Origin of the sequence: Parabacteroides sp. AF14-59 (assembly GCF_003479515.1) — a bacterium.
Taxonomy (GTDB): domain Bacteria; phylum Bacteroidota; class Bacteroidia; order Bacteroidales; family Tannerellaceae; genus Parabacteroides; species Parabacteroides faecis.
In genome coordinates this window covers 1-20,656 of record NZ_QUHH01000037.1, presented here as the reverse complement: position 1 = coordinate 20,656, position 20,656 = coordinate 1, and the positions used below count along the sequence as shown (strand labels likewise).

Below are 20,656 nucleotides of genomic sequence, written 5' to 3'. Positions count from 1 at the left end.
TTAAATGAAAATAAAATATATTATAACGCCTCTTGTCATACTTTTTTGTATCGGGTCTGTAATTGCGCAGGTTACTGACCTGAAAGGTGGTCCTATGGGAGTAGAAAGAGTTGCCGGCAGGACGCATGAACCGGCATACAGGTCGCAACCAGGCAATTTCCCGGATACTTGTTGGATACAGGTAGATCTTGGCAGGTCTTTTTCGATCGAAGAGGTAAAACTTTACCCGTATATACGTGATAACTGGGACCGTTACACTCGTCCCGGTTTTCCTTTACGCTTCAGGATAGAGGCATCCGATGAAGAAACATTCTCCCAATCCGCATTGATAACCGATCAAACGGAAAAAGATTATGAAGTCACTATTGTCGAGAAGATAGATACTTATGTCCCGCAAAATCCTGTATCCGGCCGTTATGTCAGGCTCACTGTGACGAAACCGCCGCAAAACCGGAATAAATATTATTTTGATCTCTGGCGTTTCGAAGTGATTGCAGAAAACCGGAATGTGGCAGAAAACAGACTACTATCCGATTCGGGTTCCGGTTATCTCGGCAAACATACGCTGCTTCGTCCCCGTCGTCCCGTAGGAGAAAGTGTTGTCTATGACCATATAGAGAATGTGACTTCACCTGAGAACTGGAAACCTGTAAATACTCAAATGAAAGTCCCTCGTACAGGTGTCTGTGTTGGCGGATTATTTAAACAGGCGTTAGAACGTAATGCCGATTACCTGCAAACCTCGTTCAGTATTAACGATGTAGTACGCGATTTCCGCATCCGAGCAGGAAAACCCGTCAGTGAAAAGAAAGACCGGCCTTATGAAGCCCCCTGGGTCAGGATATTAGGTGGTTCTCTTGCCGGGCGATACCTGATGGGAGCGGGTAATCAACTTCGGTGGCTGGAGGATAAACGATTACGTAACGGCATGAATACGGTCATCGATGTAATTGAAGAATGTGCCGACCCCGACGGATATCTGCTCGGTTTTCCCGAAAGAAATATATTGTTCTGTGAAACCGGTGGCTATAGCCGTTCCTGGTTGACCCAGGGATTGATTGAAGCGGGCTTGTCCGGAAATCCCAGGGCCTACGAATTATTGCGCAATTTCTATGATTGGTTCAATACCTGCCCTTATCTTGAAGAATTGATGCTTCGGGGAGGATTCGGTATACAGGGTGTTATTGCCAATACTCGTACCTATCATACTCCGGTCGGAGTGCCGGAAGATATCCAGACCGTACAAAGATATTATCAGATGAATTTCTGGTTGGAACAACTGAAAGACCGGGACCCGGATGCACTTTGGCAATATCCTTACGATCGCTCACACTGTTATCTGATCGTCGTATTGAGTGCACTGATCGATATGTATATGGCAACCGGGGATGAGATGTATCTGCATGCGGCATTGGGTGGTTGGGATTTGATACACGACTATTTTGAACATACCGGAGGTAGCATTGCTCTTTCCGAGCATAATGACTATCCTCCTAAATCCTATCATTTGCATACGGCAGATACCGGAGAGTTGTGCGGCAGTTCGTTCTGGACCTTTTTTAACCAACAGTTACGCCTGCTTTATCCTGATAATGAGAAATATGCGAATGAAATAGAAAAGTCTATTTACAATGTGGCATTGGCTAACCAGGATCAGAACGGCAGGATCCGTTATCATGTCCGCCTGATCGATAAAAAGAAGAAAGGAGATCAGGATAATACTTGTTGCGAAGGACAGGGAACCCGTTTGATCGGAGCTTTACCGGAATTTATTTATAAAATAGCGGATGATGGCATTTATGTCGATCTGTTTAACCCTTCAACTCTCACCTGGAAGCAAAATGGCATTCCGTTAACTTTGCAAATGGAAAGTTCTTTTCCGGAAAATCCTGCTGTAAAACTGGTCCTGACGACAAAGAAAAGCATTACCGGTAAAATACGCATCCGTGTCCCTTCCTGGGCCTCGTCGGCTATGACCGTTACAGTCAATGATAAAGAAAAGTCGACCGGCATTCCGGGCAGCTATATTGTCCTTGACAGGAAATGGAATAATAAGGATGTCATCACCTTCTCTTTGCCGATGGATTTTAGACTGGTTAAATATGCAGGTATATCAAAAGACTTTGAAGGGCAGGATGCTTATGCTCTGGAATATGGACCGCTTCTGATGGCCGTAACCGGGGATTCTATCCAAAAAGGAAGGCTTCAAATCCCTCTTTCTCATGATGAGTTGACACGAAGGCTTGATCCGGCCAAAGATAAACCGCTTCATTTTACAGTTTCTTGCGGCAATAGCTCATTTGAGTATAAGCCTTATTATATTATCGATACGGAGTTGTTTACGTGTTATCCCTTCATTTCCAGGGAGAAAATTTCTATACTTTAAGTCTCTGGGTATGTTATTCCTCATTCTGGAATTGTGCTTTATATGCTTGAGGAGATTTACCGGTTATTTTTTTAAATAACCGGTAAAAATAAGACAGTTCGTTGAATGAAAGGTTGAAGGCGATGTCTTTGACAGGCTTTTTACCGATGACCATCATCAATTGTGCCTTCTCTATTTTCTTCTGATTGATATATTGTAAAGGAGTACAATTCATCTCTTTTTTGAACAGGCGGATAAAATGATCTTTGGTCAGATAGCACATGGACGATAAATCTTCAATTTTAATATTTTGATTTATGTTTTCTCTGATGTAACGTAATATATTGACGATCCGCTCATCGGTAATAGTTTGTTTGGACGATGATTTTTCCAGAAAGCGGGAAAATAGTTGTATCAATATACCGCTTGTTTCTACCACGGAATAATAAGGATACTGGTCATTTTTAGCGATACTTTGCATTAGAGTAGGAAAATTATCATAGGTATCAGGATCCGACCGTTTCAGTTCCCTATCCGGGTTGATCTCCAACAGGCGCTTCATCAGTAAGACATCTATTTCTTTTGCGGGAACATCGAAGGGGAATTTTAACCTGTCAAAAATATTTTGTTCATCATAAATGTGCATATAATAAAGGACAAACGTACTGTCGTTTTCATATCCATGCGTCACGAAAGAAGGAACCAGATAAAGGTGTCCCGGTTCTATCGTAAATGTACCGTCCGGCATTAGTATTTTTGCAGAACCGCTTTCCACCATATATAATCGGGCGAAAGGACTGTTTACTCCTTTCCAGTTCCAATCGGCGTAATGTACCTTTCGTGCAATATTCAATAGTATCAGATTCAGAGATTCTTTCCTGTTCATGATCAAGTTTCTTTCTATGATTCATTACTACAAAAATAATTTTTTTTGAGGAAAAACAGCTTGTAAAAAAGGAATTCTCTTTTTATTTCTATCAAATGGAGAAAGTACAATAAAAAAGCGGATCAAATCAGTTGCTGTTAAAAGGCAACTGATTTGATCCGCTTTTTTATATTTGTCAGGTATTTACTTTTTTACCGTCTGTAACATAACTTTCACCGCTTCTTCCAGTTGATGGTCTTCGCCTTTCAACTGTGATTCCGGGGTGTTGTAGATTTCAATATCCGGTTCCAGTTCATGGTTCTCCAGGTAGTTACCTTGCATATCCTGGACACCAACCTGCGGAATACCGAATATAATAGATGGATCGATCTGAGCTTCCCACCAAACGGCTGTCATAGTTCCCGGCACGGGAGCACCGATCAGCTTACCGATACCCAATGTCTTGTATACCCAGGGGAAGCCGTGGGCGTTCGAATAGTTATCTTCGCAAACCAGTACACACGACGGTTTCAGCCATTTGTTGAACGGATCGCTACCGATATACTGTCCGCGTGGCATGAAACGCTGATATTCTTTACCGCTCAATAACGTAGCCAGGTCGTCATGCAACCAGCCTCCACCGTTGTGGCGGGTATCGACGATCACCGCTTCCTTGTTGCGGCAACGGCCCAGTAATTCGGAGTAGACTTCGCGGAAACTTTCGCTGTTCATGCCTTTGACATGTACATAGCCGATTTTTCCACCAGAAAGTTCGTCTACTCTCTTGCGGCAGTTTTCTACCCAACGTTTGTAAAGCAGGTTCGACTGTTCACCGTAAGAGATCGGCTTAACCTGTTCCTCAAAACGTTCTTTCGTTGCCGGATTGTAAACGGACAATAGCACTTTTTTTCCGGTTTTTCCGCTTAACAACGGATAATAATCTTCCCCATTCTTAATCGGTTTCTCATTGATCTTTTCGATGATACAACCCGGTTTGATCTTGGTATCTGCCAGGGTCAACGGGCCTTTTGCGATGATCTCGGCAATCTTCAAACCGTCGCCGTTGTAGCTGTTATCATAGAATGCCCCCAGGCAAGCCGTTGCCGGAGTAGCGGAGCTGGCATAGTAACGGGCACCTGTATGTGAACCGTTTAATTCGCCTAACAATTCCGATAACATTTCCTGGAAATCGTAATTGTTGTTGATGTGCGGCAAATAGCGGGCATACGCTTTCTTATAGCTTTCCCAATCGATGCCATGGATAGTCGGATCATAGAATTTGTCTTCCACCTGACGCCATACATGACTGAAAATATATTCGCGTTCCTGTGGAGGACGGTAAGAAAATTCAGCTTTGAACGGGATATTTTCAGTCTTGCTATCCTTGACTGCTACCTTTTTCAATTGGCCACCCGAAACAAGGAAGAGGTTTTCACCTTTTTTGTCGGTAAACATTCTTCCGCCACCAACACCTTTTATCAATAGCTTAGTTGTATTTTCTTTGAAGTTGCGTTCCCACAGGTCGTAACCGCTTTCAAAAGCGGCGCAATAATAAAGTTTATCGCCTTTCGGTGTCAATACAGCATCTCCCATGTTGGAGGAATTGATTGTCAGGCGGATAACACGGTCTTTGCGATTCTCCAGGTCGAACTTCAACGGATCGACAGGCTTATCCTTGTCGTCTTTTTTATCTTTATCGTCTTTCTTTTTATCCGCTTTTTTCTCTTTGGAATCCTTTTTATCATCTTTTTTGTCCTTGTCCTTCTCTTTGTCTTTATCTTCATCTTCGATCAGGGCGAGTTCTTCTTTGCTCAGACGGAATTTATCGTAAGCTTCGGCATCAAAGAACATGATATAGGTATCGTCCTGTGAACCCCAGCTGCCATGACTGCGGTAACCAGCCCGGTCGGACGACCAGATCATTGCTTTCCCATCGAGTACCCATTTAGGATTACTGTCCGAATAACCGCTTTCCGTCAGATTGGTAATATCTCCGCTGCCATCCGCTTTTACCAGTGCGATGTCTTTGTTATTCCATCCGCCGATAGCTATATATTGTACCAGGAACCATTTGCTGTCGGGTGACCATTGATAAGTCTGGTCTCCGTCGCTGTAGGAGTAATTATATTTACCATCCAAGACTGTACGTACCTGTTTGCTTTTCAGATTGATCACACGCAATGTCGTACGATCTTCCAGGAAAGCAACCTCTTTTCCGTCAGGTGAATAAGCCGGTTGGAAAGATGTTTTTTCCGTTACAACCAGCGGTTCCTCTTTTATTTCCTGTGCATAGGTAAAATATTTATCGTCTTTACGAACCAGGCTGCTCTGGTAGATACCCCATGTATCTCCCCGTTCTGCAGAATAAACCAGAGAACGACCGTCAGGGCTGAAATCGATGTTACGCTCCTGTTGCGGTGTATCGGTGATCTGGCGGGTTGTTTCAAATTCAACGGAAGTAACATATACATCACCTCTTACGATAAAAGCCACCTCTTTCCCATTCGGAGATACGGCAATGCTGGTTGCTCCGTTCGACATCAGACGGTGGACCAGATCGTTCTCTGTCTGGTCAGAGATAATGCTTACTTTTACTTTTGAAGGTTGGCCGCCCTCTTTGACCGTATATATTTCACCGTCATATCCGTAGCAAAGCATTCCGTTATTGTCGGAAGTCAGGAAGCGGACGGGGTGTGTCGTATGATTGGTTATCTGTTTGCCGTTTTTGCCGGTCAGGTCGTTCTTGAAGATGTTGAAACTGCCTTTTTCTTCGCTTAGGTAATAAAAAGCTTTTCCGTCGGCTGTCCAGACCGGGTTACGGTCTTCACCGCGGAAAGTGGTGATCTTCTTGAAAGACCGCTCGTTATCCAATGAACATAGCCAGATATCACGTGTGATGGAAGATTGGTGATGTTTACGCCAGGGATCTTCATATCCTTTGAAGTCATTATACAACAGTTGGCTTCCGTCTTTGCTGAACGCTATGTTTTCCATTGCCAGTGAAGAGTATAATGTCGGTCGTCCCCCGGTAGAGCTGACCTGATAGACCTGTGAAAACAGTGACGAAGGGAACTGGCTGTCTTTTACGTCCTGTTGGATAGAGGCTGTATAAAGAACGTGGTCGTTGTCGCTGAATGTTTGAGGATATTCGCTGGCCGAATGGGTCGTTAGTTGAGTCGGTGCGCCTCCTTCTTTATTCATAATGAAGACGTCGAAATTTCCGTTACGGTCGGAAGCGAAAGCGATCCGTTTTCCGTCGGGCGACCAGACCGGGCGTGTGTCATGAGCCTGATGGGTTGTCAACTGGGTGGCTTTACCACCGGTAGCCGGTACGGTATAGATATCACCTTTGTAGGTGAAAGCTATTGTTCCTCCGTCCGGAGAAATTGCCGGATAGCGCATCCATAACGGATCGTTGTCGGCAAAAACGGACCCTGTTAACAAAAGGGCCGATGTTAAGATTAGTAATTTTTTCATGCGTTTATGAATTTCTACAAAAGTACAGGATTATTTTCACACATGAAAAAAATTAGGAAGATCTCTCTATCTGATGTTCCTGGTATTCACTAGGACTTTCTCCAAAATGTCTTTTAAAACATTCACGAAAATATTTGGGTGAATTGAATCCGCACCGGTAAGCAATTTCACTGACAGTCAGATCACTGTCGGACAGGAGTTTTTTGGCCTGCTCCAATCGTATGTTCTTTAGAAAATCGTTGGGAGTCTGATTGGTCAGCTGCTTTATTTTTTTGTAGAAAGGAGTATGGCTCATACCCAGTTCTTTCCCCAGGTCGTCTATTTTCAAATCGGAATTGCTCAGGTTCTCCTTTATTATTCCGATCAGGTGAAGAAGGAATTGATTGTCTTTATCTTCAACAATAACTTTTTCGGGCTGAAGGGCCTGCAAGGTATTATTCCGTCTGGAGATAAGTATGCGGCTTTGCAGAATGTTTACAATTTTTGATTGCAGGATCGAGGGATTGAACGGCTTAGTGAGGTAATCGTCTGCACCGGCATCCAATCCTTCCACCTGATTCATGTCGGAAGCCAGGGCTGTCAACATGATGAAAGGAATGTGACAGGTATTGACATTCTGTTTTATATGTTTACAAAATTCTCTTCCGTCCATCTCCTGCATTAATATATCGGAAAGAATAACATCGGGTTGTTCCTTTTGAGCGATCTCCAATGCTTCCTTACCGTTTTCTGCAGTTAATATGTTGTAGGCATTCGACAAAAGGCTTGCGATATATATACGAAGCTCTTTGTTATCTTCCGCGACCAGAATAGTATGATGTTTAACCGCAGCTTCTTCATCCTGTTTTTTTTCGTTTATTCCGTTTGAAGGAACCGATAATGATTCTTTTTCCACTAAAGTCTTAATTTGCTGTTTGTCTGATTCTACGGACTCGATATAAGGAATTTCGACAATGAAAAGACTTCCTTTTCCTATCTCACTTTCCACTTTGATATTGCCTTGATGCAGACTCACTAATTTTTTTACAAGGGCCAATCCTATTCCGGTACCGGCAGTAATATCTTGTTTTATCTGGTAGAAACGTTCGAAGATAAACTCCTGCTGATCTTTCGGTATTCCTTTTCCTGAATCTTTGATGCAGATGTATATTTTTGAATTTGTTTCTTCCTTGTCTTTTCGTAAGGAAAGGATTATTTGTCCGTTTTCAGGTGTATGTTTAATCGCATTCGACAATAAATTGGAGATGATTTTCTGAATTATGACAGAATCTGCCTGACATATTAGAGCCTCCTCCTCATAATCGAACTGTAGGTTGATCCGTTTTTCTTTTGCTAAAGGGTAGAAGGGCTGGATCTCGTTTTTTAAAATGGCTGAGAGATCGGAACAGATTGGCGAAAAGGTGAAAAATCCGGCTTCGGATTTCGAGAAATCAAGGAGTTCGTTTACTAATCCTAATAGTTTCAACCCATTATTTTGAATGATTTTCAGATATTCGTGTTGCATAGCCTTACCGACATTCTTGTTCAGTATACTGTTCACAGGACTGAGTATTAATGTTAAAGGCGTCCGGAATTCATGGGTGATATTTGAAAAGAACTGTATTTTTAGTGAGTTTAATTTTTCCAGTTGCTTTCGTTCGAACTGCTCATTGGCCAATAAATTTCTCATTTTTATACGGTTGGTGTAAAAGCGGGTAATCAGGTAAAAAGTATAGATGATAATAATAATGTATATGGCATAGGCCCAAACGGTTCTCCACCAAGGAGGAAGGATAACGATTTTCAGCGTACTGCCATATTCATCCCATATTCCGTCGTTGTTGGAAGCGATAACCTGAAAGTGATAAGTTCCCGGATCCAGGTTGGTGAACATGACATTTCGTTGTTGACCAACGAATCTCCATTGGCTATCATAATTTTTTAACCGGTAGGCATATTGATTTTTTTCCGTATTAGTATAGTTCAATGCTACGTAATGGAGGCTGAATACTGAATTTTCGGGAGAAATCCGGATCTCATTTTTTCCGGTGACCGGTAGATAATGTGTTTTTTCTATCTTTTCTTCCTGATCGTTATTATAGAACTGACAATCGGTAATAATCACTTTAGGCAGGTTGGGATTGACAGAAATTTGTTTGGGGTCAAAATGATAAATGCCATTGACGCAGCCAAAGAAAAATTTACCGTCCTGGTCATGTAAAAAGCTCATATTATTAAATTCCCGGTTCAGAATACCGTCCTCGGGACCGAAATTGGTAAATCTTTCATCATCTAAATTCAGACAACTCAAACCTTTGTCGGTAGAGATCCATAGGTGATTGTTATCCTGATCATACAACAAACCTTTTATCAGGTTGCCCGGCAGTCCGTCGTTAGTTGTATAGTGTTGGATTTCTCCGGATTGGAGGGTATATTTTATAATACCGTTATACGTCCCCAACCATAATATTTCGTTTATGAATCGGATGGGGGCGATTTTGTTTTTGTCTGCATACGGATTTTCTTGATCGGGTTGACAGATTAACTGGAATTCATTGCTAAATTCCTCATAGCAGAATAGTCCGCAGATACTTCCTGCCCAGATCCTCCCTTCACAATCTTCGTAAAGGGACAGGATATTGTTGGGGTTAAGTTGATTGTTGAATGTCCGGTAGAACTCTTCGAGTATTTGTTTTCCGGGGTTGTAACGGAATATTTTCCCTTGTGAGGTCGCAATCCAGATGTGATGCTTTTTATCTTCGATGATAAATTTGATAGTTGTGGAAGAGGACAGCTTTTGCCGGATAAGCCGCTCTATATGGCTTCTTTCCGATTCCGGTCCGAGTATTTTCAATGATTTATCGTATGTTCCGATCCAGGTGAAACCTCTGGAGTCATATAGGGAACTATTGATAGGTGTGTCTTTTAATCCTGTAAACCTCTCATTTGCTTCGTGTGGAGCAATTTTATTGGTTGTTTTGTCATATATATAAAGACCTTTATTGTCTATGCCTACCAATAGCTTTTGTTCGCCTTGTTTACTAAGAGTCAAAACAGACTGGATACTGTTGTGCGAAAGGTCTTTTGACAAGATAGGGATATATTTGAATAGATTACGGTTGGGGTCGAATTTATTGATGCCTCCGTTGGTGGTACCGACCCATAAAATGTTGGTACGATCTTTATAAAGGCAAGTAACTGCGTCGGAGTTCAGGTTTTTATTATTGACAGTGCCAATGGTGGTACTATTTCCGGTTTGTGTATTATATTCGAGTAGACCGCTGTTTTCTGTCGCAATCATGATACGGGTATCGGAGATAGCACAGAGGCTCTGTATGTCTTTGATAGTTATAACCGGGGATGCCTCTCCGTATTTTAATAGTCCCTTCTCTTTACTTCCGATCCATAGTTCGCCGTTGGAAGCATTCAAAAAAGAAATAATAGAGACATGCGTATGGAGTGAGTCGAGTGATGTCTGATACATTTGTTTGCTTTTTGTATCTAAGTGCATAAGTCCGAGCTTTGAACAACCGATCAATAAAGAATCACGGTAAGAGGTAACCGTGCGGATAGGATCCTGGCGGATGGTAATATACGACTCCAGTTGTTTTTCTTTCGGTAAATAAGCGTATAGCATACCTCCGGCCGTACCGATCCAGAGTGTCTGATTTTGATCTTCGAACAGCGCCGTGACATGACGATTAGCAGGAGAATAGCCTGATAATTGTTCTAAATCGACATGTTCGAAATTATCTGTTTGAGGTTGGTAGCAACAGACTCCGTTGTTTGTTCCGATCCATAATCGCTCCGATGAATCATTATAAATAGTAGAAATATAATTTCCTTTTAATGAATGAATGTCATTAGGAATACTATAATATTCTCTCATTCGGTAACCGTCGTATTTATTTACTCCGTTGGTGGTGCCGATCCATATAAATCCCTGCGAATCCTGTTGGATACAGGTGATGTAGTTTTGTGATAGCCCATGTGTGGTTGTTATTTGCTCAAAATAATAGTCATATAAGGTTTGTGCATTTGTTACACCATGCAAGATCACGAAAAAAAATAACAAGTGTATTCTTTTTAGCGTTGGTATCCGGGGATTATCTAAAATTTGTAATGTATTCATTTCATTAAAACTGTGGTTGTTTAATAATAAATAGTACAAACGAACCTCTTACTTTGGTAAGCTCTGTTTGCTAATGGTAGAGGTATGATTTTCTTTGAAAAAATTAATGGTATTTTTGTTTTTACTCCTTTCTCTCTTTCCAGCTTCCAATTGTCATAAGCTAGCCGTTTTTCCTACAGTAAATCTCCTTTTATACGCTCTCCTATTTCTCAAATTTAGATTATCTGGTGAGATATATCCTCTTATTTTTAAAAAAAGTAGGATTTTTCTCCTTTTTGGTAGGATTTTTTCTTTTGGCTGAGAATATACGACCTGTTTAAAACATATTTCAGAAACCTGTCTTGGGAGGGAAAATTACATTTGCCAATGTCTTTCGGATGAAATTCAAGCATGTAAATTTTCAATTATTAACTTTTAAAGAATGTTCCTGATGACACAAAAGGTATGGAAATATCTGGTACTCTTTCTGACTGGAAGTTTGTTTCTGTTTGTGGGTTGTTCGGAAAAGGAGAACAACAAAAAAGACGACAATGGCTCCATCGAAGAAATCTCTGCAGAACGGTTCCGCAGTAACCGTATATTCATTAAGCATGGGTTGCAGATACAATGTTGGTTGGCTACCGATAATTTCAAGTTAGCAGGTGAGGCAGGTCAACCGGCCTATGTGATGCAGCCGTCGGATTGGGCATTGACGGGATTTACCGGTCCGACTTTTTATGGTCCTCCTCTTGTCAACACCTCTTTTTTTAAACATTTCCCGGGAAATCAATGGGCTATTGCGAAAGCACCACATGGCGACCAGATAAAGGTTGGTCCCACCGATCATGAAAAGCAAAGCGGTTTCCTGTCGGACGATCAGAAAACTTATCTCGATAAGCTGGTTACGATTTGTTTTGGCGATGAAGAGGTTTACTCCGATACGAATCTTTATTTCCTGAAAGATTGGTATTTGACGGCACGAAAACATTATCCGGATGCCCTGTTACACAATAACCAATATCCGGGATTGTGGTCTACTTCCAATCTGCGCAAATATGTGAAGGTGGCCCTGCCGGATCTGATAACCTACGACAGGTACTATTTCCATACTTCTGACAACGACGATTATATCGGTGTGAGAGACATGTCCCAGCATCTGAAAACTTATCGTGATGTTGCTTTGGAAGGGTGGGATGGAAATAAAAAGGAGTATATCGCTTTCGGACAATACATTCAGGGATTTGTGAATCAAGGTACCTATAAACTGACCGAATCTCAGCTTCGCCTGTATTATTTTATGACTCTGACATTCGGCGGAAAATGGTTGAATTGGTTCCGTTATCTGCAAGGTGACGGCTATGGCGGAGCTACGGCACCGACTCCCTGGTCGCTCTTGTTTGAAAACGGTATACCGGGACGTCCTTCCATTTACATGACCTGGGCTAACCAGTGTAATAAGGAATGTTTGAATCTGGGTGATTACCTGGTTCGCCTGAAAACATCCGATGTACGTTATGTCGCCGGAACTTCACGTTATTCGGAAGGGCAACCGGATAATGTCGATGTTTTCAATCCGACAGGCAGTTGTATCAAACAAATCTGCGGACGTTTTTTTATTGACGGACTTGAGGCGGATGACGGTGCCGACCTCTATCTGGGTTATTTCGATATTATACCGAAAGAAGAACAGGGCGATCCCTCTTTTTTCAAGAAACAGAATGCCGATTTCTTTATGGTGACTAACGGTATGGCATCGAAATTGGAACAAGAGGCAACAGCCCTTAGCCAGATGGTGACACTCACGCTCGATTTATCTGATTTTGACAGTCAAAAACTCTATTGGATCAACACGGAAACCGGCGAAAAAGAGGAGCTGGAAGCCGTGAACAGAACAGAAGAAGGTTCGACCTACAAATTCTTGTTGAAAGGTGGAACCGGAACTTTATTTATTGTGGAATAATCTTATTTTAAACATGTTATTATGAGAAAAACAAAAACTAATTGTGCAAATGTGATCTTTCGGTTGCGGCATTATTCGCTGTTTTGGGGGATTACCGGTATTTCTTTGCTGGGGGCAGCAAATGCTTCTGCGGAAAATGTATCAGAACAATCGTCAGAGAAGGTCTCTTCCGTGTTACAATCCGTTCAGTCGAAGTTGAGAATCCGCGGGCAGGTATATGAAAAACTGGCCAATCCGATGCCGATGGTGGGCGTGAATATTACTGTGAAGGGCAAGCCGGTAGGTGTGACCACCGATATGGACGGTATTTTCGATATAGAGGTCGATAAAGGAGATGTACTGGTTTTCTCGTTTATTGGTTTTAAGACGGCGGAATACAGGGTGGAACGGCGTGAAGCTAATCTGGTTATTTCTTTGGAGGAAGATGTTAATACGTTGAACGAGGTAGTGGTAACGGGTATCTCGGAAGAACGTAAACTGAATTCTATTTCCGCCATATCGCAGGTTAAGATTGAAGCGAATGTGGTCAATAAACCGATTACTTCTTTATCGCAGGCATTACAAGGTGGGATTACGGGTATTTCCGTATCGCAGGGAAGCGGTCTTCCCGGTGGCGATGCTGCCACGATCAAAATCCGTGGTATATCGACGATTGGCAATAGCGACCCGCTGGTTCTGGTAGATGGTATTCCTATGGATATGAATCAGCTGGATCCGAACACCATCGAGAGTGTGACTGTACTGAAAGATGCTGCAGCTGCGGCTGTTTACGGTTCACGTGCAGCCAATGGTGTGATTGTCGTAAAAACCAGACGAGGGGATGTGGGGAAAGTAACCGTGAATTACAGCGGATACGGAGGTGTGCAGAAGGCTACTTATATGCCCGAATTTGTAAATGCTCCTACTTACATGCGAATGGTAAATGAAGCCTATGGCAATATCGGAGGTGATCCGGTGTATTCAAGCTCGGCTATTGCAACAACAGAGGCCGGGACCGATCCGTTACATTACCCGAACACGGATTGGATGGATTTACTTTGGAAAAACCAGGTGTTGCAAAATCATTCGCTCTCCATTTCCGGTGGTAATAATGTTGCCCGTTTCGCAATTACCGGTAATTATCTGAAACAGGATGGATTTATGGATAATTATGATTATAACCGGTTGAATTTGCGTGCCAATACAACAGTTAATCTGAGGGAGAACATCAGTGTCGATGTTGACCTGAATATGATACGTTCCAGCCAGCGTACACCCTCGGTGGCTGATTCGGGAGGTTTGGATATGTTGTACTTATTGTATGGTATCCCGCCGACAATTGTAAGTAAATATCCGGAACGTGAGAACGACCCGAATACGTATTATGGCAATTATGGTTCCAACATGCAAAACCCTTTGGCGCAGTTGGAGCAAGGGGGGTACACACAGAACGTAACCGATAATATCAGTGTGAATTTACAGCCTCGCTGGACTATCATCCCTTCCCTCACCTGGCGTGGTCAATTCAGCTACCGTGTAAATAGCAGTACCAAAAAAGAAGAACGTCATGCATTTAATTTCTTCGACTACGACAACGGACAGCTTCTGGCAACCTGGGGAAACCGTTTTGCTGCCGGCCTGACCCGCTCCAGCTATTATTACCTGGGTACGACATTGGAATATACCCTTGAAAGAGATAAGCATCGTTTGTTTGCTATCGGAGGTACAAATGTTGAGTTGAATAATTCGGATGCCTGGAACGAGTATTCTATGCATTCTGCATTCATAAAGGCAAATTATACATTCAACGACCGCTATCTGCTGGAAGGAACCCTGCGTGTAGACGGATCTTCCCGCTTCGGTAAGAAACATAAATATGGATACTTCCCTTCTGTCGGTTTGGGATGGAATATATCGGAAGAGTCTTTTATGAAAGATATTAAGGAGATTAATAACTTAAAACTGAGAGCTTCTTACGGGCAGCTGGGCAACGAGAACATCGGTCTATATAAATACCAGACCTTGATCGATCCGGGTAACGGTAATGAAACGACATTCGGTAATCCGGACATCAGTTGGGAAAAAGTGAATATGTTCGATATCGGTGCCGATATCAGCCTGTTCAACGGTATGATTGACATCGTATTCGATTATTACGACAAACGAACCTCGGATATTTTGCTGACACCCCCTAACTCAATGGTCGGAGGTATGGGAACAACGACGATCAACGCAGGGCGTGTAAACAACAAAGGATGGGAGCTAAGTGTAAATGTTGCAAAGAAGTTCGGGGATTGGGATTTCTCTGTTTACGGCGGTGTATCACAGAATAAGAACAAGATAACCGATTTGCTCGGTGGTCCGTATGATAATGGGAATTCGATCCATACCGAAGGGCATGCCTTGAATAGTTTCTATATGTATAAATCAAACGGGTTGTTGCAGGAAGACGATTTCACGACGGGTGCCGACGGTACACTGGTTCCCAAAGAAGGTGTCGTCATTATCGATGGACAGAAACCTGGTGATATTCATTATGTAGACGTAAACGGCGATAAAGCCATTACTGCCGACGACCGTGTGATTATGGGTAACAGCGAGCCTAAGTTTAACTATTTTGCCAATATCACTGCCAGATGGAAAGGTATCGACCTGGAAATTTTATTTCAGGGGGTAAGAGGTGTCGAAGCCTATTATGGCGGTAATTTCGCTGTGCCTTTGCGTTTGGACGGAAACTCGACGACTCCGCAGGAATTCCATTTGGATTATTGGACTCCGGAAAATCCGGGAGCCTTTTTCCCGCGATTGACTCCGACACCGGGAAATAACTCTCTGTCTTCCGATTACTGGAAGTTTGATGCAAGTTATTGCCGTGTGAAATATATTCAATTGGGATATACCTTCAAGCAGGACTGGACGCGTAAATTCTTTGTAAATAACCTTCGTCTGTTTGTGAACTTTCAAAATCCGTTCACTTTGTCTGCCGAAAGTCGTGTAGATCCCGAAGGACGTGGAGGTCATACGACTTATCCGATGGTTAAGACTTATTCAGCCGGTTTAAATATTACATTTTAATAGATTACAAATATGAAAAAATATATTTATATATTGGGTTTGGCTCTGGCAATGAGCAGTTGTGAGGATTTTTTGACACGTGACGATCCTCAGGGTATTACGGATGAAGAATTCTGGAAAACCAGCGGACAGGTTGAATCCGTTTTAGGACAGTGTTATAATTTACCGCACGGATTTCACCATTATACAGCACCGTATGTCTCGATGGTTCATGCGGAAGGACTGACGGATAATTCTTATCATGGGGCCGATTACGAAGGATGGATTGTTTCGGTAGCGAACGGTACCGTTACGGCTGAAGAAGGAAAAATGAAAGATTTATGGTCTGAGCGTTATAAAATTATCCGGAAATGTTGCCGTCTGCTTGAGAATATGGACAGAGCTTACTTTGTCGATGAACCGGAACGTGAGAAGATACGGGGAGAAGCGATCATCCTGCGTGTCTATTACCATTGGGAGTTAATGCGTTGGTATGGTTTGGTAGAGGGCATTCCTATCGTTGATCATTCACTTACCCCAGTCGAGAATTTTATGCCCCGTTCTTCGGCCAGCGAGGTATACGACTGGATGCTGAATGAGCTTGACAGGGCAATCGCTGTTGCCGATTTGCCTTTCAAATATGACGATAGTCGTAAAACCAAAGTAGACCGTTCGGTAGCCTATGCATTGAAGTCGATCATCGCCTTGAATGCAAAACGATATGAAATTGCCAGGGATGCAGCCAAAAGGATCATCGATTCCGGAGAATATGAATTATATTATACTTCTCAGGCCGACAATGATCCGGGTAAGAATTTCCGTGATTTATTCCGCTCGGTAGGTCAGAATAATAAAGAACGTATTCTCTATACATCTGCAGGATTGCGGGAAGCCTTTTTCCGTAGTGCAGGTCCCGGGTTAGGGCAACAATGTACAGTGCATCCATTGCAGGGGTTTGTCAATGCCTTTGAAACGATGCAAGGCAAGACGTTGGAAGAGTTGGGAACCGATTCCCTGGATATCTATTCCCGCAACCCGTTATACCATAATAACAGAGATCCGCGTTTAGGTTTATCGGTTATTATGCCGGGCGACAGTACAACTTTTACAGGTTATACTTATAATCCTTTTAGTGACGGACCGGAAGCTATCGGACGGCCAAATGCAACACGTTCCGGTTTTATGCTGAAGAAATTCATAGACCCGCTGGACCGTAACAAGCCGTATAACGGATCGAATGCATTCTATATTATTCGTTATCCGGAAATTTTGCTGAATTATGTAGAGGCTCTGATCGAACTGGGCGATTGGCAGAATGCCGATGTCCTGAGATACATCAATGACATTCGCCGTCGTGCCGATATGATAGAAGCGACTGCCGGTGTTTACAATACGCAAGACAAAGTTCGTCAGTTGATGCGCCGCGAACGGAGAGTTGAGTTAGCCTTCGAAGGAACGCGTTATCTGGATATCCGTCGATGGGGAATAGTGAAAGAAGTAATGGATGGTCCTATCTTCGGAGCTATTCATCCTGATACAGGTAAGCCGATCCAAATTGAAGAACGAATCTTTATTTCCGGCAAAAATGAAGTATATCCTATCCCGCAGTCGGAAATTCTGGCGAATAAAAATATGACTCAAAACAAGGGTTATTTTGGTAACGAATAAAAGTCTGTAAATCAATATTGGGAGAAAAAGAGTAAGGCTGTTCAACAAATCTTGAACAGCCTCTCTTACTTCCGGCTTGATATTTATAGAGAAAATGATGTATATTAATAGTTAAAGATATGATTATAAGATTTTTGACCTTTTGTTCCTTTTGTTGTGCACTTCTTCTGTCCGGATGTATACAGGAACAAAAAAGTTTTACCTTCGATAATGCTTGCATTGTGATCAGTCCTGATCCGACCAGTTCTGTCCGGTTGGCAGCAACAGAGTTACAGTATTTCATTCATAAAACAACAGGTTTTTGTCTGGAGATTATTTCCGAATTACCCTCTGAAAAGACCAGAGCCATTTTTGTTGGAAAAAGTGCGTACACAGAAAAAATGAAATATCCGGATAGACCCTTTGAAGAACAGGAATATTTGATCGACATCACTTCCGGACATATCGTTTTGATCGGTCAGGATGAAGACTATCAGTCGGATGCCGAACGTAATAAAGGACGGGACAATAACGGTCTTTCTCCGAAAAAAGACCGGCTTGTACTGAACTATGCAGCTGCAACCGGTGATTCTTCCGTAAAAGACGTTATGTTTGCTCTTCCTTCTATCTATGATGCACAAGGCACCTGCTATGCTGTTTACGACTTCATCGAACGTTTCCTGGGGGTACGTTTTTTCGGTCCCCATCCGGAGAATGTCTTTATTCCTGCCGCAAAGAAAATAAAAATCGATCGACAACAAATTCGCCGGACTCCGGCAATCAAACATCGCCATACAACATATACTTTCGATTGGCCGCTTATTAAAGACCAATATATAGGAGCCAGTGTAGAAATGCAGCAACTTTTTCTCCGCCGCTTGCGGATAGGAGGGCGTAAATGGGCCTCTAACCATGCTTTTACCGGCTATCAGGCCCGTTTTTTGCAAACACATCCCGAATACTTTGCCAAAGGTCGTGGCGGAGGAGCTTCTGAACGGCAATTCTGCTATACCAATCCTGGATTTATCAGGCAAGTAGCCCAGGATGCCGTCAATTATTTTAAGGGAGGAGGAACTATTGCCGAACAGGTTGCCCTGGGTGATTATTTTGCAGTTGTCCCATTGGATAATGCCAGCTGGTGTACCTGCAATGCCTGTCAACAGGAATTGGCTTTGGATAAAGAGAATATTGTTGGAGAGCATTTTAATTGCGGAACGGCCACACATTATATGTGGAACTTTATTAATAATGTAGCCCGGGAAGTCAAAAAGGAAGTGCCGGATAAAAAGATTGCAGCTTTGGCTTATCATGTTTATGCTTATCTGCCAAAAGATGTGGAGTTGGAAGATAATATATCGGTTGCTCCCTGCCTGCATCCACGAAACTATTGGGCTCCGGGGATGGAAAGAAATGAGATGAGTTTTTATAAAGCCTGGATAGAGGAAAGTAAGAAGTCAGGGCGGGATATTTACCTGTGGAATTATTTATGTTTTCCAACGGAACGTGGGTTGGTCACGGACTTTCACGTATTCCCGGGTTTCAATATCCATAAAACAAGTGAACAACTTCGTATGTATGCTGCCGATCAAGTGAAAGGTATTTTCTTATGTGGAACCGGCGAGCAACTGGATTTTTATATTACAATGAAATTGATGGATGATCCCAGCCTCGATACCGATGTCTTGCTGGATGATTTTTTTACCAACTATTTTGGTTCTGCCGCATCCGCCATGAAACAGTTTTATCTGAAGATAGAGTCGGTGTATAGCGATTCGAAGAATTATCCTGAAGAAATTCAAACCAAAGATGCCCAGTATCACCAAACTGAAGAGCTTGCCTGGAAATATCTGGGAACAAAGGAGGTGATGGACGAATTGGGTGAATACATAGCTGATGCCCGAAAGACCGCTTCGAATGAGATCGAAAAATCTCGTGTGGAAAGCTGGGTAAAAGGTATTTGGGAGTATATGATGGAAGGCTATCATGCTTACAATCAAAAATAGAGGCATTTATTTTTTACCTGATAGCACTCAATGTCTCCGATAAATGCAGGTTGAAGTTGTTCTGTAATATTCGAAAATAGAAACTAAAAAACCAAAACAAAGTAATATAAGTATATGTTTAATAAATATGAAGTATAGTCAATAAGGCGAGATAGTTAACAATTTATTCCTATACAAATACTATTTAAAAACAAATTTTGATCACTAATGAAAAAGTATTTTGCAGAGATGATCGGGACAATGGTGCTTGTCCTGATGGGCTGCGGTAGCGCAGTGTTCGCAGGGACGGTTCAGCCGTTTGCATCGGTGGGTACGTTAGGTGTTGCTTTTGCTTTCGGGCTGGCTGTTCTGACGATGGTTTACACGATTGGAAAAATTTCCGGTTGTCATATTAATCCGGCTATTACGCTGGGTATGTTGCTCTCTAAAAGGATTTCGGGAAAAGATGCGGGAATGTATATGGTATTCCAGGTGATCGGTGCGATCATCGGCTCGTCTATCCTGTTTATCTTAGCGAAAGATTCAGGTTCGACTACGACATTAACGGGGGCGAACGGTTATCACGATCTCGTCCAGGCTTTTGTCGCCGAAACGGTATTTACATTCATCTTCCTGCTGGTGGTTCTGGGTTCTACATCCAAAGGAGCCAATAACAAGTTTGCCGGTATTGCTATCGGTTTGGCTCTGGTATTGATCCATATTGTTTGTATTCCTATCACCGGGACATCCGTGAATCCGGCACGTAGTATCGGTCCGGCTTTGTTCCAGGGTGGTGAAGCTCTCTCTCAATTATGGTTGTTTATCGTAGCTCCGTTCCTGGGTGCAGCTATTGCTGCCTTTGTATGGAAAGGTATTGATACGGAAGAGGCATAATCCTTTGTTACTACATTTATATTCCAATCCCCGGAGGACAGTTGTTTTCCGGGGATTTTTTGTTTGACAAATTGATACTACATTTAGTTGTTGTATTGAAACTTTTCGAAAAATTTGTTAATCGGGGATAGGGCGAGTTATTGTATATTGATTACTATATCAATAAAGTCGTATGTATTTCTATGAATTTACTATTTGCCTATAAAAAAGACTATGTTTATCAATTAGTATAGATTTTGAATGGAAAAATTAACCTTTACCATAGTTCTGGTAGAACTCTTTTATTTTTCGGGTTAAATATATGATATTTTTTTTAATAACTAATTGTTTAACAGGAAAAATT

General features: G+C 42.3%; 9 protein-coding genes. 6 read left to right on the top strand and 3 right to left on the bottom strand.

The features are described 5' to 3' along the window. The first annotated feature begins 4 nt into the window (after positions 1-4). Positions 5-2,386, top strand: coding sequence for a beta-L-arabinofuranosidase domain-containing protein (locus DWW23_RS25055; RefSeq protein ID WP_122357194.1), 2,382 nt, complete (start codon positions 5-7; stop codon positions 2,384-2,386). A gap of 13 nt (positions 2,387-2,399) precedes the next feature. Here the strand turns inward: DWW23_RS25055 and DWW23_RS25050 are convergent, their stop codons facing one another. The 3 genes from DWW23_RS25050 to DWW23_RS25040 all read right to left on the bottom strand — a co-directional run bounded on the left by DWW23_RS25050 (position 2,400) and on the right by DWW23_RS25040 (position 10,761). Beyond that, entirely contained in the window at positions 2,400-3,251 is an 852-nt protein-coding gene (locus tag DWW23_RS25050) for an AraC family transcriptional regulator (RefSeq protein ID WP_122357193.1), read from the bottom strand. A gap of 183 nt (positions 3,252-3,434) precedes the next feature. Continuing rightward, complete coding sequence (locus DWW23_RS25045) at positions 3,435-6,707, bottom strand: S41 family peptidase (RefSeq protein ID WP_122357192.1); 3,273 nt, start codon at positions 6,705-6,707, stop codon at positions 3,435-3,437. Between the two features lie 52 nt (positions 6,708-6,759). Beyond that, the gene (locus DWW23_RS25040) at positions 6,760-10,761 is read right to left on the bottom strand and encodes a hybrid sensor histidine kinase/response regulator transcription factor (protein ID WP_158583243.1); all 4,002 of its coding nucleotides are present in this window, start codon (positions 10,759-10,761) and stop codon (positions 6,760-6,762) included. 487 nt (positions 10,762-11,248) lie between these two features. Here DWW23_RS25040 and DWW23_RS25030 point away from each other — a divergent pair, with 487 nt between their 5' ends. The 5 genes from DWW23_RS25030 to DWW23_RS25010 all read left to right on the top strand — a co-directional run bounded on the left by DWW23_RS25030 (position 11,249) and on the right by DWW23_RS25010 (position 20,313). Further along, positions 11,249-12,757, top strand: coding sequence for a hypothetical protein (locus tag DWW23_RS25030; protein WP_122357189.1), 1,509 nt, complete (start codon positions 11,249-11,251; stop codon positions 12,755-12,757). A 21-nt stretch (positions 12,758-12,778) separates the two neighbouring features. Next, positions 12,779-15,811 carry a TonB-dependent receptor gene (locus DWW23_RS25025; RefSeq protein WP_122357188.1) on the top strand — a complete coding sequence of 1,011 codons (3,033 nt, stop codon included), beginning with the start codon at positions 12,779-12,781 and terminating at the stop codon, positions 15,809-15,811. Positions 15,812-15,823: 12 nt separating this feature from the next. Continuing rightward, on the top strand, positions 15,824-17,458 hold the full coding sequence (locus DWW23_RS25020) for a RagB/SusD family nutrient uptake outer membrane protein (RefSeq protein ID WP_122357187.1): 1,635 nt from the start codon (positions 15,824-15,826) through the stop codon (positions 17,456-17,458). Between the two features lie 119 nt (positions 17,459-17,577). Beyond that, positions 17,578-19,440 carry a DUF4838 domain-containing protein gene (locus DWW23_RS25015; RefSeq protein ID WP_122357186.1) on the top strand — a complete coding sequence of 621 codons (1,863 nt, stop codon included), beginning with the start codon at positions 17,578-17,580 and terminating at the stop codon, positions 19,438-19,440. Between the two features lie 207 nt (positions 19,441-19,647). Continuing rightward, a complete protein-coding gene (locus tag DWW23_RS25010) occupies positions 19,648-20,313 on the top strand; it encodes an MIP family channel protein (protein WP_122357185.1) in 666 nt (221 codons plus the stop codon). Positions 20,314-20,656: the final 343 nt, after the last annotated feature.